The organism is Sphingopyxis sp. (assembly GCF_050725615.1).
Taxonomy (GTDB): Bacteria; Pseudomonadota; Alphaproteobacteria; order Sphingomonadales; family Sphingomonadaceae; genus Sphingopyxis.
Window position 1 is genome coordinate 1 of record NZ_JBOHHU010000092.1, and the last position, 17,343, is coordinate 17,343.

Here is a 17,343-nt window from a genome sequence, read left to right on the forward strand (position 1 = left end):
ACGCCAGCAAGGTCGAGCAGGGTCGGCGCGATATCGGCGACCGACTGATATTGGGTCGCCGCTCCGTCGCGTCGGGGCACGCCAAATCCGCTGACGAACGCGACGGTGCGCGTCCCGCCTTCGCTCTGATAGCCCTTGGTCAGCCAGGAAGGCGCCGTCGCAGCCTGCGCCCAGCCGGCGCCATAGGTGAGGTAAGAGGTGGCCGCGCCCCGGTTGGGCAGGTCGTTGTCGGCGCCCTTCAGCGCGCTGGCGAGCATTTCGGCGCCGGTGGTGTCGACATCGAGCGCCTCGGCGCCATTGTCGGCCAGGAACAGGATCACCGTATTGTCGAGTTCGCCCGACACGCGCAGCGCCTCGACCACCCGACCGACATTCTGGTCGAGCCGGTCGACCATCGCGGCATAGATTTCCATGTTGCGCGCGGCGAGCCGCTGTTGCCCGGCGGTCAGCGAATCCCAGCTGCCGTCGCGATTGCGCGGCGTGTGCGCAACCACGTCGGGCGCCAACAGGCCAAGGTCGCGCTGACGCGCCAGCCGCAGTTCGCGCAGCACGTCGAACCCGGCGTCGTAACGCCCCTTGTAGCGCGCGATATCTTCGGGCGGCGCCTGCAGCGGCCAATGCGGCGCGGTGAAGGCGAGGTAGGCAAAGAAGGGACGATCGCCCAGCCCGGCTGCGGGCCGTTCGCCGAGAAAGTCGATCAGGCGGGTCGCAAAATAGTCGCTGGAATAAAAGCCTTGCGGCAGGCGGGTGACCGGTTTGCCATCCTCGCGATAGGTCGCGACGCCGCGCGCGGCGGGTTCGGTGCCGGGATCGACGTCGGTGCCGAAATGATTGTGCCCGCCCTGCAACAGGGCAAAGCTGCGCTGAAAGCCGCGCGCGTGCGGGTCCTGCTCGGGGGTCAGCCCGAGGTGCCATTTGCCCGACAGGAGCGTGCGATAACCGCCCGCCGACAGCCGCTCGGCGAGCGTCGCGACGTCGCTGCGCAAATAGCCTTCATAGCCCGGCTTGCCCTTCTGGTTCGGGCGGATCATCTCAGCCATCGTGCCGAGGCCCGCGAGATGATTGTCGGTCCCGGAGAGCAGCATCGAGCGCGTCGGCGAACAGGTCGGCGCGGTATGGAACCCCGCCAGCCGGATGCCCGCGAGCGCGAGCTTGTCGAGATTCGGGGTCCGGATCTCGCCGCCAAAGGCGCCAAGGTCCGAATAGCCCAGATCGTCGGCGACGATCACGAGGAAGTTCGGGCGCCGGTCCCTGGCCTGCGCCGGGGCGACGGCGGACAGCGTGCCGATGATCGCGGCGAACAACAGGGTGGCAAGGCGGCGGCCGTCGGTCATCAAATCTTCCTTGGTCGAGATGGAGAAAGCCGGCGCGCCCGCGCGAATGGAACCCGGACGCGCCGCAATCGGAAGCCGGCGCCCGCTTCATGGGTTGGGAGGAGAGCTGCGGGCGCCGGTCCGCTTGGGTCGTCAGGCGGGTTCGTACTGAACCGCCTTTTCCTGTCGCACGGTGCGGCTGTGGCGGCCGTCGATCGCAACCGGCGCCTCGCCGTGGATCGTCGCGCGGCGCAGCGTGCGGCGCTGGAGACCGAAGTCGGCGGTCGCGCGGTGCTGGGTCGCCTGATTGTCCCAGATCGCCACATCGCCCGCCTGCCAGCGCCAGCGCACGACATTTTCGGGCTTGGTGATATGCTCCTGCAACGTCTGGAACAGCCGCGCGCTGTCGGTCTGGTTCAGCCCGACGAACTGCTTGACGAAATGACCGAGCAGCAGACTGCGCTGGCCGCTGACCGGATGGACACGCACGACCGGATGCTCGGTCTCATAGACCGTCGAGGCGAAGACGTTGCGATGCTCCTTGATCCGCGTCGCCGCGCTTTCGGCATCGGGGGCCGACTGCAGGATCGACGCATAGTCGTAGAGGTTGGTGTGCGTCGCCCACAGAGTGTTGACGAGCTGGCGCAGCACCTCGGGCAATCCTTCATAGGCGGTCTCGCCATTCGCCCATTGGGTGTCGCCGCCCGCCTCGGGGATGGTGATCGCGCGCAGGATCGACGCCTTGGGATAGGCGTCGACGAAGGTGACGTCGGTGTGCCAGCTCGACGCGGCGTAGCCTTCGCGGCTGTCGAGTTCGAGCAGGTAGCGCGAGCCTTCGGCGACGGGCACCGTCGGGTGCGCCACCGGATCGCCAAGAAGCGCGGCGAAATCCTCATGCTCCTGATCGGTCAGATGCTGCTGGTCGCGGAAGAACAGCACCTTGTGCCGCACCAGCGCCGCCTGGATCGCCTGCACCACCGGCGCGGGCAGGTCGCCCGACAGTTCGACGCCGTGGACGATGGCGCCGATCGTGCCGGTCACCGGCGTGATGTCGAGCGGGATATTGCGGTCGCGGGCATTGGCATAGCTGTTGTGAAGGTCTGTCATGGTCAGTCTCCTTTGGGGGTTGGACGGGTAATCATTCGGCGAAAGCATAGTCGGGCGGTCCCGGATCAAGCTGTCGGCGAATTTCGGCGTGCGCCGCCTCGTCGAGCGGGAAGCGCGCGATGAGGGCGGCGGACAAGGCATGGGCGATGGCGGGGCCAAGGCCGAAGACGAGGAGCAGACCGGTCAGCGCCTCGGGGCTGTTCGTCGCCGCTTTCGGATCGAAGCCAAGCCAGCTGACGAGCGGGAGCGCGATGCCGACGGCGACCGCCGTCGCGGTCTTTCCGGCGAGGCTGAACACCGAATAATAAAGCCCGGTCCGGTCCTCGCCGCTGTCGAGGCGATGCTTGTCGGCGACGTCGGCGACGATGGCGCGGAGCATCAGATTTCCCGACCCCTGCGCAAGACCTTGCGCCAGCGTCAGTCCGAGCAGCAAACCGAAGCTGTCCGGGGTGACGAGCAGCAGCGACAGGTTGATGACGACCTGCACCAGCTCGCCCGCCACCGCCGTGCGATGCTTGCCATAAAGGCGGCCGATTTTGAGCCAGATCGGCCCCGCAAAGACCCCGAATATGAACTGGAACAGGAACAGGCCCCCTGCCCATTCGGGCCGCCCCATATAAAAGGTGACGAAGAAGACGATCAGCGCGGCCCGGATATTCTGCGCCAGCGTCACCGCGAAATCGGACGCGAGGACGCGCAGCAAAAGCGGTTCGCCGACGATCGCGCGGATCGTTTCCTTCAGGCTCGGCTTGCCCATCGGCACCGGCGGCAGCGGCGGTTCCTCGAGCGCGGTGAGGGTCAGGACGAGCGCGGGAACGATCGACACCAGCACCAGCCCGCCCATCAGCGTCAGTTGCAGATGTCCGTCGCCGGGGCGCAGCTGGTCGGCGATGGTCGGCAGGATCAGCGTGAGCAACAGCGCCGACGAGGTGACGACCGTCTGGTAGGTCGCGATCCGCGTACGCTGGTGATAGTCGCCCGACACCTCGCCCGACCAAGCCTGGAACGGAATCTGCACCGCCGTCCAGCCGAGGTAGAAAAAGAAGAGGACGATGCCGAGCGACAGCGGCGTCACGCCGAAGGGCGGGAAGAAGAGGAAGATCGACGACAGGCCGAAGACCACGCCGCCCGCCGCCATCCACGGCTTGCGGCGCCCATGACGACTGCGCGTCCGGTCGCTGAGCGACCCCATGAACGGGTCGGCGATCGCGTCCCATAGCCGGCCGAGCAGGAAGATCACGCCGATCACCGTCAACGACAGTCCATAGTCGCGCGAATAGATGACCGGCAGATAGACGCCGAGCGGCAGTCCGGCGGCGGCCAGCGGCACGGCGACGCTCGAAAACCGGACGAGCTGGCCGGCGGTGGGGGGCGGCGCGCCGCTCATCACAGCTTCGTCCTGAGCGTCGCGCCGATCGTGCGCGGTTCGCCGATCAGTGCGGTGACGATGCCGGTGTTCTGCGCCGACAGTGTCTGGAAATAATCCTTGTCGAACAGGTTGCGCGCCCAGATCGACAGATCGAACAACCCGTCGTCGGTGCGGATGCCGATCCGCGCATTGGCGATGCCGAAGCCGGGGACATCGGCATAGCGGCTGTCGCTCGACGAAGTGTTGAAAGTCGAGCGGTGCGAATAATCGGCGTGGGCATAGAGTGACAGATCACGTCCGCCGAGCGCACCGAGCGGCGCTGAAGCGTCGCCGCCGAACGTGTAGGTGAATTTGGGCACGCCGGGCAGCTGCTCGCCGGTCAGATCCTGCTTGCCGCTGACGTTGAGCCGTTCGGGCGCCTGCGGGGCGTTCGGATAGTCGCTGTAGGTCGTGTCGGCATAGGCGACCGAGCCATAGAAGCTGATCCGGTCGGTCGGCGCCGCGACGAGGTCGGCCTCGATCCCGCGCGATCGGACGCCGGGGATGTTGGCGATATATTGCCGGAAATTGACGGTGCTCCCGATCTGCTCGGTGATCGCGGTCTGATAATCGCTGATCTCGGTCCAGAAACCCGCAAGGTTGAAGGTGACCGCACGGTCGAGCCACTGGGTCTTGACCCCGATTTCATAACTGTCGACCTTTTCGGGCGCGACATTGGGATCGACCCCGGCGGGCAGACTGGTCAGGTTGAGCCCGCCCGACTTGTTGCCGCGCGAATAGGTGGCATAGCCCAGCGCGTCGTCGGAGAACTGCCAGGACAGCGTCGCCAGACCCGACACGCTGTTGTCGCTGAAACTCGTCGAATAGTCGGTGACCGGATTGAACTGCGTCCGCAGGATCGCCGCGTCGCGCGCGATATCGGCGGGCAAGGTCGACAGGTCGACGTCCGCCACATGATATTGGTGAAAGGATCCGCTCTTCTTTTCGCGCGTGTAGCGCAGCCCCGCCGTCAGCGTCAGCCGATCGGTGAACTTCCAGTCGAGCTGGCCGAACAGCGCATAGCTTTTGGTGCGCGGATCGGAGGTCGAATTCGCCTCGAACCCGTTGACCGCCGCTTCCCAGGTTGCGAGCGAAAAGGGCGATGCGGGCGGCCGGTTCCACAAGGCGGCGGCCGGACCATAAGCAGTCGCGCCCTTGCCGCGGATCACCTGCCAGAAATAATAGGCGCCGACGACATAGTTGATCGGGCCGTCGCTGTCCGACGCCAGACGGACTTCCTGGCTGAACTGCCGCTGCCGGTTCGCCTGCTGAGCCTTGGTGATGATCGGCAGCGAGGTGGAGTCACCGTCATTGGCGGGATTCCAGTCCCACCAGCGATAGGCGGTGATCGACGTCAGCTTGGCGCCGCCGAGGTTCCAGTCGAGCTGTCCCGACACGCCATAGCCGTCCATGTTCGACTGGTAATGGCTGTTCGCCTCGCCGCGCCGCGCGAACGGGTCGATGGTCGGGAAGGTGTAGCCGGGGAAGCGCGCCGCGCGCTGCGCGAAGTTGTTCGCGATCGCCGCGCCATTGTCATAGGTGCCGAAATAGTCGGCGAAGACATTGAGCACATGGTTCTGTTTCTGGCGCGCGAAGTCGCCGATGATCCGCACCTCGACGTCGGACGACGGGGTGAAGAGCAATTGCCCGCGCAGGCTCCAGTTCGAATAATCCTGCGCGCGCTCATTCTGCGTGGCGTTATAGAGGAAGCCGCGCCGTTCAGTCGCCGAACCGCTGATGCGGACGGCGAGCAGATCATCGACGACAGGGCCCGAGGTCGAAGCGCGCAGCTGGTAATAGCCATAGTCGCCGACGCTCGCCTCGCCCGAAAATTCGGGATCGAAGCTGGGCTTGCGCGACGTGATGTTGATCGCCCCCGACGTCGTGTTCTTGCCGAACAACGTCCCCTGCGGCCCGCGCAGAACCTCGATCTGCTGCAGGTCGACCAGGTCGAACTGCGACTGGCCGACGCGGCCGTAATAGACATTATCGATGTAGAAACCGACGCCATTCTCCAGCCCGTCGTTGGTCAGCGCGACGTTGCTGCCGAGCCCGCGAATGTTGATGTTGGTGTTGCGCGGGTTGAAGCTGAACACCTGCAGGCTGGGGACCAGCTGCTGCACCTGGGTCAGCGTATAATTGCCGGTTTTTTCAAGCGTTTCCGATCCGACGACCGACAGCGCGATCGGCACGTCCTGCGCGCTTTCGTCGCGGCGGCGCGCGGACACGATGATTTCGGTGCCGTCATAGCTGTCGCCGGCCGCTTCGGCAGCATCATCGACGATGGCGGAATCGACGGCGGCCTCGGTCGCGGCAGCGGGCGCGGCATGCCACGCCAGCGCGGCCCCGAGAAGCAGGCGCAGGCGATGATCGGGAGAGAATTTGGTCGTCATTGTCATTTGTCCCCGGGCGGCGTTCCCGCCCCCTTTTTGATGTGATGAAGATGCGCGCGGTGCGCCGAGCCGGATCGATCGCCCGCCACCCCTTCGCCCCACAAAGCGCGAGCCGCGCTGCGCAGGGACGCAGGATAGCGAGCCAGATCCGACAGGTCGGATTGGGTCAGATAAGGCATGATTCACCTGTCGCCGGCGCGCATGCGCCGGACGCTGGACCGCGCGCCCTCGCGTGAGGGAAAAGCGGCCAGGATGAAAAGAAGGCGCCACTATGCGGTGGGGATGCGGTCGGTCCGCTATCCCGCGCACAGGATCGGCAAGGTTCTAGATGGTGCTAGTACACATGTGCATCGCAATACCCCTTCAGGGGGAACGCAATGCCTGGCGCTGTCGCCCGAGCATCACGCGCTTTAGCCGTTGGTAACGCGGAGCAAGCTGCTTTCCCGTTCAAAAGCCGCGGGTCGAAGAGAGGCGGGAGAGCCCGTCAGCCGGTCCGACCAGTTCCGAATGACAAACTCAACTTAAAAGATTGATATTGGATTCGTCAACCGGCGTGCGGCGTTTCTGCGACGAAGAAAATCTTTCGCGAGACGAGTTGCGCCTATGGCCAATGCGCCTCGCCGCTGCAGACCTCGAGCAGACGGAAGTTTCAAGAAGCGGCTACCGGACGCCACAAATGGATCGCGATCGATAATCCCACTGGCAGATTTGTGCGCTGCAGCGTAAAGCCGCGACCATGAGGATCGCGATCATCGACACCAGCACGACGCGCGCCGCCATCATTTCGGATGGCCTGCGCGATGCCGGGCTCGACGATCTGGTGCTGATCGATCCGGCCGGGCCGCTGATGGCGCAAGTCGAGGCCGCGCAGCCCGAGGTGGTCCTGATCAATCTCGAAAATCCCAGCCGTGACCAGCTCGAAGATTTTTTCACCGTCTCGCGCGCGCTCGCCCGGCCGATCGCGATGTTCGTCGACCAGAGCGACAGCGAGGCGACCAGCGCGGCGATCGACGCCGGGGTGTCGGCCTATGTCGTCGATGGCTTGTCGAAACAGCGGATCAAACCCGTGCTCGACCTGGCGGTGCGGCGCTTCCATGCCTTTTCGAGTCTCCAGCGCGAACTCGACGAGGCCAAAAATGCACTCGCCGAACGCGCGACCGTCGATCGCGCCAAGGCCATATTGATGAAGCGCCGGCACATCGACGAACCGGCGGCCTATGCGCTGCTGCGCGGCCAGGCGATGCGGACCAACCGCCGGGTCGGCGAGATCGCCGAGGCGATCGTGACGAGCGATGCGCTTCTGGGAGACATGGAATGAGCGCCGAGACCTTCCGCATCGGCTTCCTGCCGCTTGTAGACGCCGCCTTGCCCATTCTGGCGCACGAGCTCGGCTTTGCGGCGCAGCAAGGCATCGCCATCGAACCGGTGCGCGACATGACCTGGGCGACGGTTCGGGACAGGCTGCTCTTTGGCCAGACCGACGCCGCGCACATGATCGCGCCGCTGGCGATCGCGACCACGCTCGGCCGCGACCGACCGCCGGTGTCGCTCGCGGTGCCCTTCGTGCTCGGGCTCAACGGCAACGCCGTCACCTTTTCCGCCAAGCTCGCACACGAGGTCGGCCTGACCGACGCGCTCGGCGACCCGGCCCGGATCGGCGCCGCGCTGAAGCGGGCGGCCGAGGCGCGGATCGCGGCCGGCAAGCGACTGCGCTTCGGCGTCGTGCATCGCTATTCGAGCCATAATTACATGCTCCGCTACTGGCTCGCAGGCGTCGGCGTGCGGCCCGACCAGGATGTCGAGATCATCGTCACCAGCCCCCCCTTCGCCGCCGATGCGCTCGCGGCGGGCGAGGTCGACGGGATCTGCGTCGGCGAGCCGTGGAACTCGATCGCGGTCGATCGCGGCGTCGGCCATATCGCGCTCGCGACGGCGCAAATCTGGCGCCGCGGGGTCGAGAAGGTGCTCGCGATGCGCGAAGCGGTTCTGGACGAGCGCCGCGACGCCGTCGAGGCGCTGGTTCGCGCGCTGCATGCCGCAGCAGCCCATTTCGTCGCGCCCGGCACGGCGGACGAAAGCGCCGACATATTGGCGCGCGCCGAATATCTCGACGCGCCGCGCGACGCCGTACTGCGGGCGATCACCGACCGCATCCGGCTGGTGCCCGACGGCGACCCGATCCACTACCCCGATTTCATGTTCCAGTATCGCGAAGCCGCGAACTTCCCCTGGCGCAGCCAGGCCGCCTGGCTCTATTCGCAAATGGTTCGCTGGGACTATATGACCTTTGACGACCGCGAGGCCGCCGCCGCGAGCCATGTGTTCCGTCCGGATGTCTACCGCGCGGCGCTCGCCGGATCTTCGGCCCCCCTGCCCGGCGCCAGCTCCAAGCTCGAAGGAGGCCTCGGGGAACCGATCGGCGCGGGCTCGACCCAGGGCCGCCTGACGCTCGGCAACGACCGCTTTTTCGACGGCCGCGCCTTCGATCCCGACGATATCGAAACCTATCTCGCTGAACTTCCCTAGCTTTTATTTTATGCTGCACCTGCGAAATAACGCCTTGCGGGCTGCCTAAGAATCAGGCAGTTTAAACGCACTCGGCAGGGCTGCCGGGGCAGGATAAAGCGGCGCCGGCTCCAACGAAGGGGTCGAACCGCGGGCGGACGGGGAGCCTTTCCCCGATATTCCAACAGGCAATGAAGCCGTCAGGATGCGCCCGCATGGCCGCCGTCCTGGCGGCTTTTTTATTGCCCGTCACGCAAAGGGGACGGACGATGACGACTGCAGCGACGGGGGCCTCGGCACCCAAATCGAATTTCTGGACCAGCGGCCACTGGCCGACTTTGGTCGCGGCGTTTCTCTATTTCGATCTCGCCTTCATGGTGTGGGTGATCCTGGGCCCGCTGGCGCCCGCGATTTCCGAAGATCTCGGTCTCACCCCCGCGCAAAAGGGGCTGATGGTCGCGGTGCCGACGCTGGCGGGCGCGGTGCTGCGCGTCGTCAACGGCCTGCTCGTCGACCGCATCGGGCCGAAGCGCGCGGGGGCGATCAGCCAGCTCATCGTCATCGCGGGGCTGTTCACGGCCTGGTTCATGGGGGTGCACAGCTTTGCGGGCACGCTCGCGCTCGGCATCATCCTCGGCTTTGCGGGGGCCAGCTTCGCGATCGCGCTGCCGCTCGCCAGTCGCTGGTATCCGCCCGAACATCAGGGCAAGGCGATGGGCCTCGCCGGCATGGGCAATTCGGGCACTGTGCTCGCGGCGCTGTTCGCACCCGGTCTCGCCAAGCTGTTCGGCTGGAACGCGGTGCTCGGCCTCGCCTGCATCCCGCTGACGATCGTCTTCTTCATCTATCTCGCGATGGCGAAGGACGCGCCGAATGCGCCCGCACCGAAGCGGCTGGTCGACTATTTCGAGCCGCTGAAGACCGCCGACGCCTGGTGGCTGATGGCCTTTTACGCGGTGACCTTCGGCGGTTTCGTCGGGCTTGCCGCCTCGCTCCCCATCTATTTTACCGACCAGTTCCACCTCACCCCGGTGATGGCGGGCTATTGCACCGCAGCCTGCGTCTTCGCCGGATCGCTGGTGCGCCCGATGGGCGGCGCACTCGCCGACCGGATCGGCGGGGTGAAGGCGCTGATGATGGTGTTCGTCGTCGCCGCGCTGGCGCTCGCGGGCGTTCCGCAGGCGGACACGCTGCCCGCCGCGCTCGGCCTGTTCGTGATCGCGATGCTCGCGCTCGGGACGGGCAATGGCTCGGTGTTCCAGCTGGTGCCGCAGCGCTTCTCGGCCGAGATCGGGGTGATGACCGGGCTCGTCGGCATGGCGGGCGGGGTCGGGGGGTTCTACCTTGCCTCCTCGCTCGGCTTCGCCAAGCAGTGGAGCGGCAGCTTCGCGCCGGGCTTCTACATCTTCGCGGGACTTGCGGTGGTTGCGCTCGTCGCGCTGCTCTTCGTCAAGAACCAGTGGCGCGCAACCTGGGGCGCGGCCGAAGGCGTGCGGATCTAACCATGACCCGCACCCACATCCTCTTGCTGGCGCTGGCGCCGGCCGGGGTGGCGCACGCCCAGGACGTCACCCTCAAGCCGCTCGGCGAAGCACGGCTCCGTTACGAGAATGTCGATCAGGACGGCCTCGCCGCCGATGCCGACGCCCTGACCCTGCGCGTCCGCGCCGGGGTCGAGGCGAAGGCCGGGCGCTGGTCGGCGCTGGTCGAAGGCCAGGGCAATCTTGCGATCATCGACGATTATTTCGATGGCCTTCACGGCGGCGCCACCCGCCCGCCGATCGCCGATCCCGACAATATCGCCCTGGCCCGCGCGCAAGTGCGATACGCCTCACCGCTCGTGACGCTGACGACGGGTCGGCAGCGGATCGCGCTCGACGATGAGCGTTTCGTCGGCGCGGTGCCCTTCCGCCAGAACGGCCAAAGCTTCGACGCGGTGCGCGCCGAGGTGACACCGGCGAAGGGCGTCAGGGCCGACCTGACCTATGCGTGGAGCGTGCGTACCATCTGGGGCATCGACGGCGCGGGCGCGCGGCAGCAGGCGGTGTCGGGCGACAATCTCTTCGGCAATCTCAGCGTCGCGACCCCCGCCGGCAGGCTCGCCGCCTTCGCCTATCTGGTCGATCAGGACGAGGCGGCGGTGCAGGGTTTCCGCCTGTCGAGCCAGAGCTATGGCGTGCGGCTCGACGGGAACCAGCCGGTCGGCAAGGCGAAGGTCGCGTACCAGTTCAGCTACGCCCGCCAGTCCGACTGGCACCGCAATCCCAATGACTATGCCGCCGACTATTGGCTCGCCGATGTCGCGGTCGATCTGGGCGGCCCCCGGGTCGGCGCCGGGTACGAGATACTCGGCGCCGACAACGGAACGGCCCTCACCAGCTTCCAGACACCGCTCGCCACCGGGTTCAAATATCAGGGCTGGGCCGACAAATTCCTCACCACCCCGCCCGACGGTGTGCGCGACCTGTACGCGAGCGCCGGCTGGGGGTGGAAGGCGGTCGGTCCGCTCAAGGGCGTGACGCTCCAAGCCGTCTATCACGACTACCGCAGCGACCGCGCCAGCCGCTCCTATGGCGACGAGATCGACCTGCTCGCCAGCGCCAAGCTCGGCAAGGTCACCGCCTCGGCGCGCTACGCGCATTACGACGCCGACACCTTCGCCACCGACACCGACAAATTCTGGCTGCAACTGGACTGGACGCTCTGATGGAACACCGCCCCCTCAAACCCGACGCCGACACGCGCGAGCATCTGGTCGTCATCGGCAACGGCATGGCCGGCTGCCGCGCGGTCGAGGAACTGCTCGCGCGCGATCCGGCGCGCTACCGCGTGACGATCTTCGGCGCCGAACCGCGCGTCAATTACAACCGCATCATGCTCTCCCCTGTGCTCGCGGGCGAGAAATGCTTCGACGACATCGTGATCAACGATGCCGCATGGTACACAGACAATGGCATCGCGCTCGTCGCGGGCGACCCCGTCGCGGCGATCGACCGCGCGGCCAAGAGCGTGACGACGCGCAGCGGCCTGATCGAAAGCTATGACCGGCTGCTGATCGCCACCGGCTCCGATCCCTTCATCATCCCGGTGCCCGGCAAGGACCTGCCCGGCGTCATCGCCTTTCGCGACATGGACGATGTCGACACGATGCTCGCCGCCGCCGATGCGGGCGGCGACGCGGTGGTGATCGGCGGCGGCCTGCTTGGGCTCGAAGCGGCGCATGGCCTGTCCTTGCGCGGCATGAAGGTCACGGTCATCCACCTGATGCCGACGCTGATGGAGCGCCAGCTTGACGAAGCCGCCGGCTGGCTGCTCAAGAACGCGCTCGAAGCGCGCGGCCAGACGATCCTGACCGGCGCCGACACCGCCCAGATCGTCGGCGACGGCCAGGTCGAGGGGGTGAAGCTCAAGGACGGCACGCTCATCCCCGCCAGCCTCGTCGTGATGGCCGTGGGCATCCGCCCCTCGACCCAGCTCGCGCGCGACGCCGGGTTAGCGGTCGGGCGCGGCATCCAGGTCGACGACCATATGGTGACCAGCGATCCGGCGGTCCTCGCGGTAGGCGAATGCGTCGAGCATGACGGACAGGTTTACGGCCTCGTCGCGCCGCTGTGGGACATGTGCCGCAGCCTAGCCGACGGCCTCGTCGAGAAACCCAGCGGCTATCGCGGCTCGGTGACCTCGACCAAGCTCAAGGTGTCGGGCATCGACGTCTTTTCGGCGGGCGATTTCTCGGGCGGCGACGGGTGCGAGGATATTGTCCTCCGCGACGCCAGCCGCGGCGTTTACAAGCGTGTGATCGTCAAGGACGACCGCATCGTCGGCGCCGTCCTCTATGGCGACACCGCCGACGGCGGCTGGTATTTCGACCTGCTCAAGAAACAGGAGGATGTCTCTCAGCTCCGCGACCTGCTGATCTTCGGCCAGGCCTTCGCCGCGGGAGGCGGCGCGGCGGACCCTAAGGCGGCCGTTGCGGTGCTCTCGGACGATGCCGAGATCTGCGGCTGCAACGGCGTCACCAAGGGCCAGGTCGTGTCGTGCATCGCCAAGGGCGCGCACAGCCTCGACGCGGTGCGCAGCAGCTGCAAGGCGTCGGCGAGCTGCGGCAGTTGCACCGGCCTCGTCGAAAATATCCTCGCGCTGACCTTGGGCGACGAGGTCAAAGCCGGGCCGAAGACGATGTGCAAATGCACCAGCTTCGGCCACGACGATGTGCGCCGCGAAATCGTCGCGCAGGCGATGCGCTCGATTCCCGAAGTGATGCAGAAACTGCACTGGACCACCCCCGACGGCTGTTCCTCGTGCCGCCCGGCGCTCAATTATTATCTGCTCTGCGCGCTGCCCGGCGACTATGTCGACGACCAGCAGAGCCGCTTCGTCAACGAGCGGATGCACGCCAATATCCAGAAGGACGGCACCTACTCGGTCGTCCCCCGCATGTGGGGCGGACTCACCAACCCGCGCGAGCTGCGCGCGATCGCCGACGTCGTCGAAAAATTCAACGCCCCGATGGTCAAGGTCACCGGCGGCCAGCGGCTCGACATCTTCGGGATCAGGAAGGAGGATTTGCCTGCCGTCTGGGCCGACCTCAACGCTGCGGGCATGGTCTCGGGGCACGCCTATGGCAAGTCGCTGCGCACTGTGAAGACCTGCGTCGGGTCCGAATGGTGCCGCTTCGGCACGCAGGATTCGACCGGGCTCGGCGTCAAGGTCGAACGGATGAGCTGGGGCAGCTGGATGCCGCACAAATTCAAGATCGCGGTGTCGGGCTGCCCGCGCAACTGCGCCGAGGCGACGATCAAGGACTTCGGCATCGTCTGCGTCGACAGCGGTTATGAACTGCATGTCGGCGGCAACGGCGGCATCCACGTTCGCGCCACCGACCTCCTCTGCAAGGTCGCGACCGAGCAGGAGGCGATGGATTATTGCGCCGCCTTCATCCAGCTCTACCGCGAGGAAGCGCGCTACCTCGAACGCACCGCGCCTTGGATCGAGCGCGTCGGGGTCGATTATGTGAAGGCACGGATCGCCGACGATTCCGCTGGCCGCGAGGCGCTGCGCGCGCGCTTCCTCTATTCGCAAAGCTTCAGCCAGGACGATCCCTGGGCGCAGCGCGCCGAGGGCGCCGAGGCCGAACATCATGCGCCGATGGCGCGCTTCATTCCGCAGGAGACGCTTTTCAAAGAGGAGATTGGGGCATGAGCACCGCAGCATGGCTCGACATCGGCTGGGTCGACCAGATCCCGGTGCGCGGCAGCCGCACCGTGCAGGTCGCGGGGGGCGACGACATCGCGGTGTTCCGCACCGCCGAGGGCAAGGTCTTCGCGCTGCTCGACCGCTGCCCGCACAAACATGGCCGGCTGTCGCAGGGCATCGTCCACGGCGGCGCCGTCGCCTGTCCCCTCCACAATTGGCGGATCAGCTTGTCAACCGGCGAGGCGCTGGGCGAGGACAAGGGCTGCACGCCCACGGTGCCGGTCAAGATCGACGGCGGCCGCGTTCTCATCTGCCGCGCCAGCACGCTGAAGGCGGCCGCCTGATGACCGAAGCCGTCCGCACCACCTGCGCCTATTGCGGCGTCGGCTGCGGCATCCGCGCGACGGTGACGGGCGAGCGGGCGGTCGAGATCGCCGGCGACCCCGACCACCCCGCAAACCGGGGCAAGCTCTGCTCGAAGGGCACGCATCTCGGCGAAACCGTCGGCCTCGAAGGCCGCCTGCTTGCGCCCATGATCGGCACCAGGCGCGCAAGCTGGGACAAGGCGCTCGACCTCGTCGCAAAGAAATTCCGCGAGACCATCGCGCGCCACGGCCCCGGCAGCGTCGCCTTCTACGTCTCGGGCCAGCTTCTGACCGAGGATTATTATGTCGCGAACAAGCTGATGAAGGGCTTCATCGGCACCGCGAACATCGACACCAATTCGCGCCTCTGCATGTCGAGCGCGGTCGCCGGCCACACGCGCGCCTTTGGCGAGGACATCGTGCCCGCGACCTATGACGACCTCGACGCCGCCGACCTGATCGTGCTCGTCGGGTCGAACACCGCCTGGTGCCATCCGATCGTCTATCAGCGCATCCGCGCGCGCTGCGAGGCGGGCGCCAAGCTCGTCGTGATCGACCCGCGCCGCACCGAGACCGCCGAGGAGGCCGACCTGCACCTCGCGATCCGTCCGGGCAGCGACGTCGCGCTGATGAACGGCCTGCTTCAGCATTGCCGCGAAGCCGGCGTGGTCGATGAAGACTATCTGGCGGCCCATGTCGCGGTGCCGCAGGATTTCTGGGACCAGCTTGGAGAGGGGAACGACCTGTGGTCGGTGGCGCGCACCTGCGACGTGCCCGCCGCCGACCTCAGGCGTTTCTATGAACTGTTCGCCGCAACGCCGCGTAGCGTCACGATGTTCAGCCAGGGGATCAACCAGGCGACCGCCGGCACCGACCAGGTCAACGCGATCCTCAACCTCCATCTCGCGACGGGGCGCATCGGCAAGCCCGGTGCCGCCCCCTTCTCGATCACCGGCCAGCCCAATGCGATGGGCGGGCGCGAGGTCGGCGGGCTCGCCTCGACGCTCGCCGCGCATATGGATTTCGCGCCCGAAAACCGCGCGCGTGTCCAACGTTTCTGGGCCGCGCCGACGATCGCCGAAAAACCCGGATTGAAGGCGGTGGATCTGTTCCGCGCCGTCGGCGAAGGCCGGATCAAGGCTTTATGGGTGATGGCAACCAACCCCGCCGTGTCGATGCCCGACGCGAACCGTGTGCGCGAGGCGCTGGCCGCCTGCCCCTTCGTCGTCGTCAGCGACGTGATCGAAAAGACCGACACCGGGGCCTTTGCCCATGTCCGCCTGCCCGCCGCCGCCTGGGGCGAAAAGGACGGCACCGTCACCAATTCGGACCGTATGATCAGCCGCCAGCGCGCGCTGTTTCCGCTGCCCGGCGAAGCGATGCCCGACTGGTGGATCGTCAAGGAGGTCGGGCGGCGGATGGGCTGGAAAACCGCCTTCACCTATGATCGTCCCGCCGACATCTGGCGCGAGCATTGCCGCTTGTCGACCTATGACAATGACGGTGCGCGCCTGTTCGCACTGCCCGGCGCGGCGCAGGGCGGCACCGCCGCCTATGACGACATGGCCCCCTTTCGCTGGGGCGGCGATCATGTCTTTGCCGACGGACGTTTTTCGACCGACGACGGCCGCGCACGCCTCGTCCCCGTCGCGCAAAAGCCGCTGCCAGAACCGCTCGCCAAATGGCCGCTGACGCTGAATACGGGACGATATCGTGATCAGTGGCACACGATGACGCGCACCGGCCTCGCGCCGAAACTCGCGCGTCATCGCGAGGAACCGCTGGTCGAGGTCCACCCCGACGACGGCGCGCGCCTGGGGCTCAGTGACGGCGGCCTCGCCCGCGTCGAAACCCCGCAGGGCGACAGCCTCTATCGCGTCGCCTTCCACCCCGGCCAGCGCCCCGGCGAGCTGTTCGTGCCGATCCACTGGACCGACCGCACGGCGAGCGGCGGGCGCACCGGACTGCTGCCGCGCCCGCTCGTCGACCCGGTATCGGGACAGCCGGGGTTCAAGCGCACCCCTGCATCGATCGCCGCGGTCACCCCCAAATGGCGAGGTTTCCTGCTGCTCGCGCGCGAGCTTGGCGAGACCCCGCGCTGCCTGTGGGCGACGCGCGTCGCGGTGCCTTCCGGCGTGCTCTGGGAGGTCGCGGGTAATGGCGATCTCAAAAGCATCGAAGCGCTGCTTCCCAAGGGCGAACGCATCGAGGCGCAGGACGCTGCGCGCGGCACGCGCCGTATCGCGATCGTCGCGAACGGCCGCCTCGCCGGCGCGCTGTTCGTCACCGAGACCGGCGAATTGCCGCCGCGCGACTGGCTGATCGCCCAGCTGTCCGCGCCCGAGGTCGCCCCCACCCTGCTCGCCGGCCGCGCGCCGGGAATGCAGGCCGATCGCGGCCCGATCATCTGCGTCTGCTTCGACATCGGGCTCAAGACGATCGTCGGCGCCATCCGCGACCAGGGCCTGGCCGAGGTCGCGGCGATCGGCGCTGCGATCGGCGCCGGCACCAATTGCGGATCGTGCCGCCCCGCGCTCGCGCGCATCCTGACTGAGGAGACAAGCAATGCGGCCTGACGATTTTCCCCCTGGCACGGTCTGGCTGGTCGGCGCCGGCCCCGGCGACCCCGACCTGCTGACCATGAAGGCCGTGCGCCTGATCGGCTTTGCCGACATCGTCTTCTACGACGCGCTCGTCGGCGACGGCGTGCTGGCGCTGATTCCGCCGGGCGCCGAGCGCGTCAGCGTCGGCAAGCGCTCCGGTCGCCATTCGAAGGATCAGGCGACCATCGATGCGCTGCTGGTCGAAGCCGCAGCCGCATCGAAGCGTGTGGTCCGCCTGAAGGGTGGCGATCCGTCGCTGTTCGCGCGATCGACCGAAGAAATCGAAGCGCTCCGCAACGCCGGGTTGCGCGCGTTCATCTGCCCGGGGATCACGGCGGCGAGCGCCGCCGCGGCTTCGGCGGGCATGTCGCTCTCGCTGCGCGGCGTGGCGCGCGACGTCCGGTTCGTCACCGCGCACAGCCAACGCGGCGGCGCCCTCGACCTCGACTGGCA

The 17,343-nt window shown here is 67.0% G+C and carries 12 protein-coding genes; 8 read left to right on the top strand and 4 right to left on the bottom strand.

Going from position 1 to position 17,343, the window contains the following annotated elements; translation table 11 throughout:
• From ACREB7_RS17400 to ACREB7_RS17415, 4 genes are all read right to left on the bottom strand, one after another.
• Nucleotides 1-1,334, bottom strand: a 1,334-nt coding sequence (locus ACREB7_RS17400) for an arylsulfatase (protein ID WP_431593542.1), incomplete at its 3' end; no start/stop codon positions are given.
• A gap of 132 nt (nucleotides 1,335-1,466) precedes the next feature.
• Nucleotides 1,467-2,420 carry a TauD/TfdA dioxygenase family protein gene (locus tag ACREB7_RS17405; RefSeq protein ID WP_431593543.1) on the bottom strand — a complete coding sequence of 318 codons (954 nt, stop codon included), beginning with the start codon at nucleotides 2,418-2,420 and terminating at the stop codon, nucleotides 1,467-1,469.
• Nucleotides 2,421-2,451: 31 nt separating this feature from the next.
• Entirely contained in the window at nucleotides 2,452-3,807 is a 1,356-nt protein-coding gene (locus ACREB7_RS17410; RefSeq protein ID WP_431593544.1) for an MFS transporter, read from the bottom strand.
• Nucleotides 3,807-6,221, bottom strand: a complete 2,415-nt coding sequence (locus ACREB7_RS17415; RefSeq protein WP_431593545.1) for a TonB-dependent receptor — start codon at nucleotides 6,219-6,221, stop codon at nucleotides 3,807-3,809. Before ACREB7_RS17415 ends, ACREB7_RS17410 begins: the two co-directional genes overlap by 1 nt.
• Before the next feature lie 736 nt (nucleotides 6,222-6,957).
• Here ACREB7_RS17415 and ACREB7_RS17420 point away from each other — a divergent pair.
• The 8 genes from ACREB7_RS17420 to cobA all read left to right on the top strand — a co-directional run.
• Nucleotides 6,958-7,539 carry an ANTAR domain-containing response regulator gene (locus ACREB7_RS17420; RefSeq protein WP_431593546.1) on the top strand — a complete coding sequence of 194 codons (582 nt, stop codon included), beginning with the start codon at nucleotides 6,958-6,960 and terminating at the stop codon, nucleotides 7,537-7,539.
• Entirely contained in the window at nucleotides 7,536-8,747 is a 1,212-nt protein-coding gene (locus ACREB7_RS17425) for an ABC transporter substrate-binding protein (protein WP_431593547.1), read from the top strand. The genes ACREB7_RS17420 and ACREB7_RS17425 overlap by 4 nt, the downstream gene beginning before the upstream one ends.
• Before the next feature lie 248 nt (nucleotides 8,748-8,995).
• Complete coding sequence (locus tag ACREB7_RS17430; RefSeq protein WP_431593548.1) at nucleotides 8,996-10,228, top strand: nitrate/nitrite transporter; 1,233 nt, start codon at nucleotides 8,996-8,998, stop codon at nucleotides 10,226-10,228.
• Nucleotides 10,229-10,230: 2 nt separating this feature from the next.
• A complete protein-coding gene (locus ACREB7_RS17435) occupies nucleotides 10,231-11,433 on the top strand; it encodes an alginate export family protein (protein ID WP_431593549.1) in 1,203 nt (400 codons plus the stop codon).
• Nucleotides 11,433-13,928, top strand: coding sequence for a nitrite reductase large subunit NirB (gene nirB, locus ACREB7_RS17440; RefSeq protein ID WP_431593550.1), 2,496 nt, complete (start codon nucleotides 11,433-11,435; stop codon nucleotides 13,926-13,928). The genes ACREB7_RS17435 and nirB overlap by 1 nt, the downstream gene beginning before the upstream one ends.
• Entirely contained in the window at nucleotides 13,925-14,266 is a 342-nt protein-coding gene (gene nirD / locus ACREB7_RS17445; protein ID WP_431593551.1) for a nitrite reductase small subunit NirD, read from the top strand. Before nirB ends, nirD begins: the two co-directional genes overlap by 4 nt.
• A complete protein-coding gene (locus ACREB7_RS17450) occupies nucleotides 14,266-16,863 on the top strand; it encodes a molybdopterin-dependent oxidoreductase (RefSeq protein ID WP_431593552.1) in 2,598 nt (865 codons plus the stop codon). Before nirD ends, ACREB7_RS17450 begins: the two co-directional genes overlap by 1 nt.
• Nucleotides 16,853-17,343: uroporphyrinogen-III C-methyltransferase (gene cobA / locus ACREB7_RS17455; protein WP_431593553.1), on the top strand; the 491-nt coding region annotated here is incomplete at its 3' end. The genes ACREB7_RS17450 and cobA, both read left to right, overlap by 11 nt.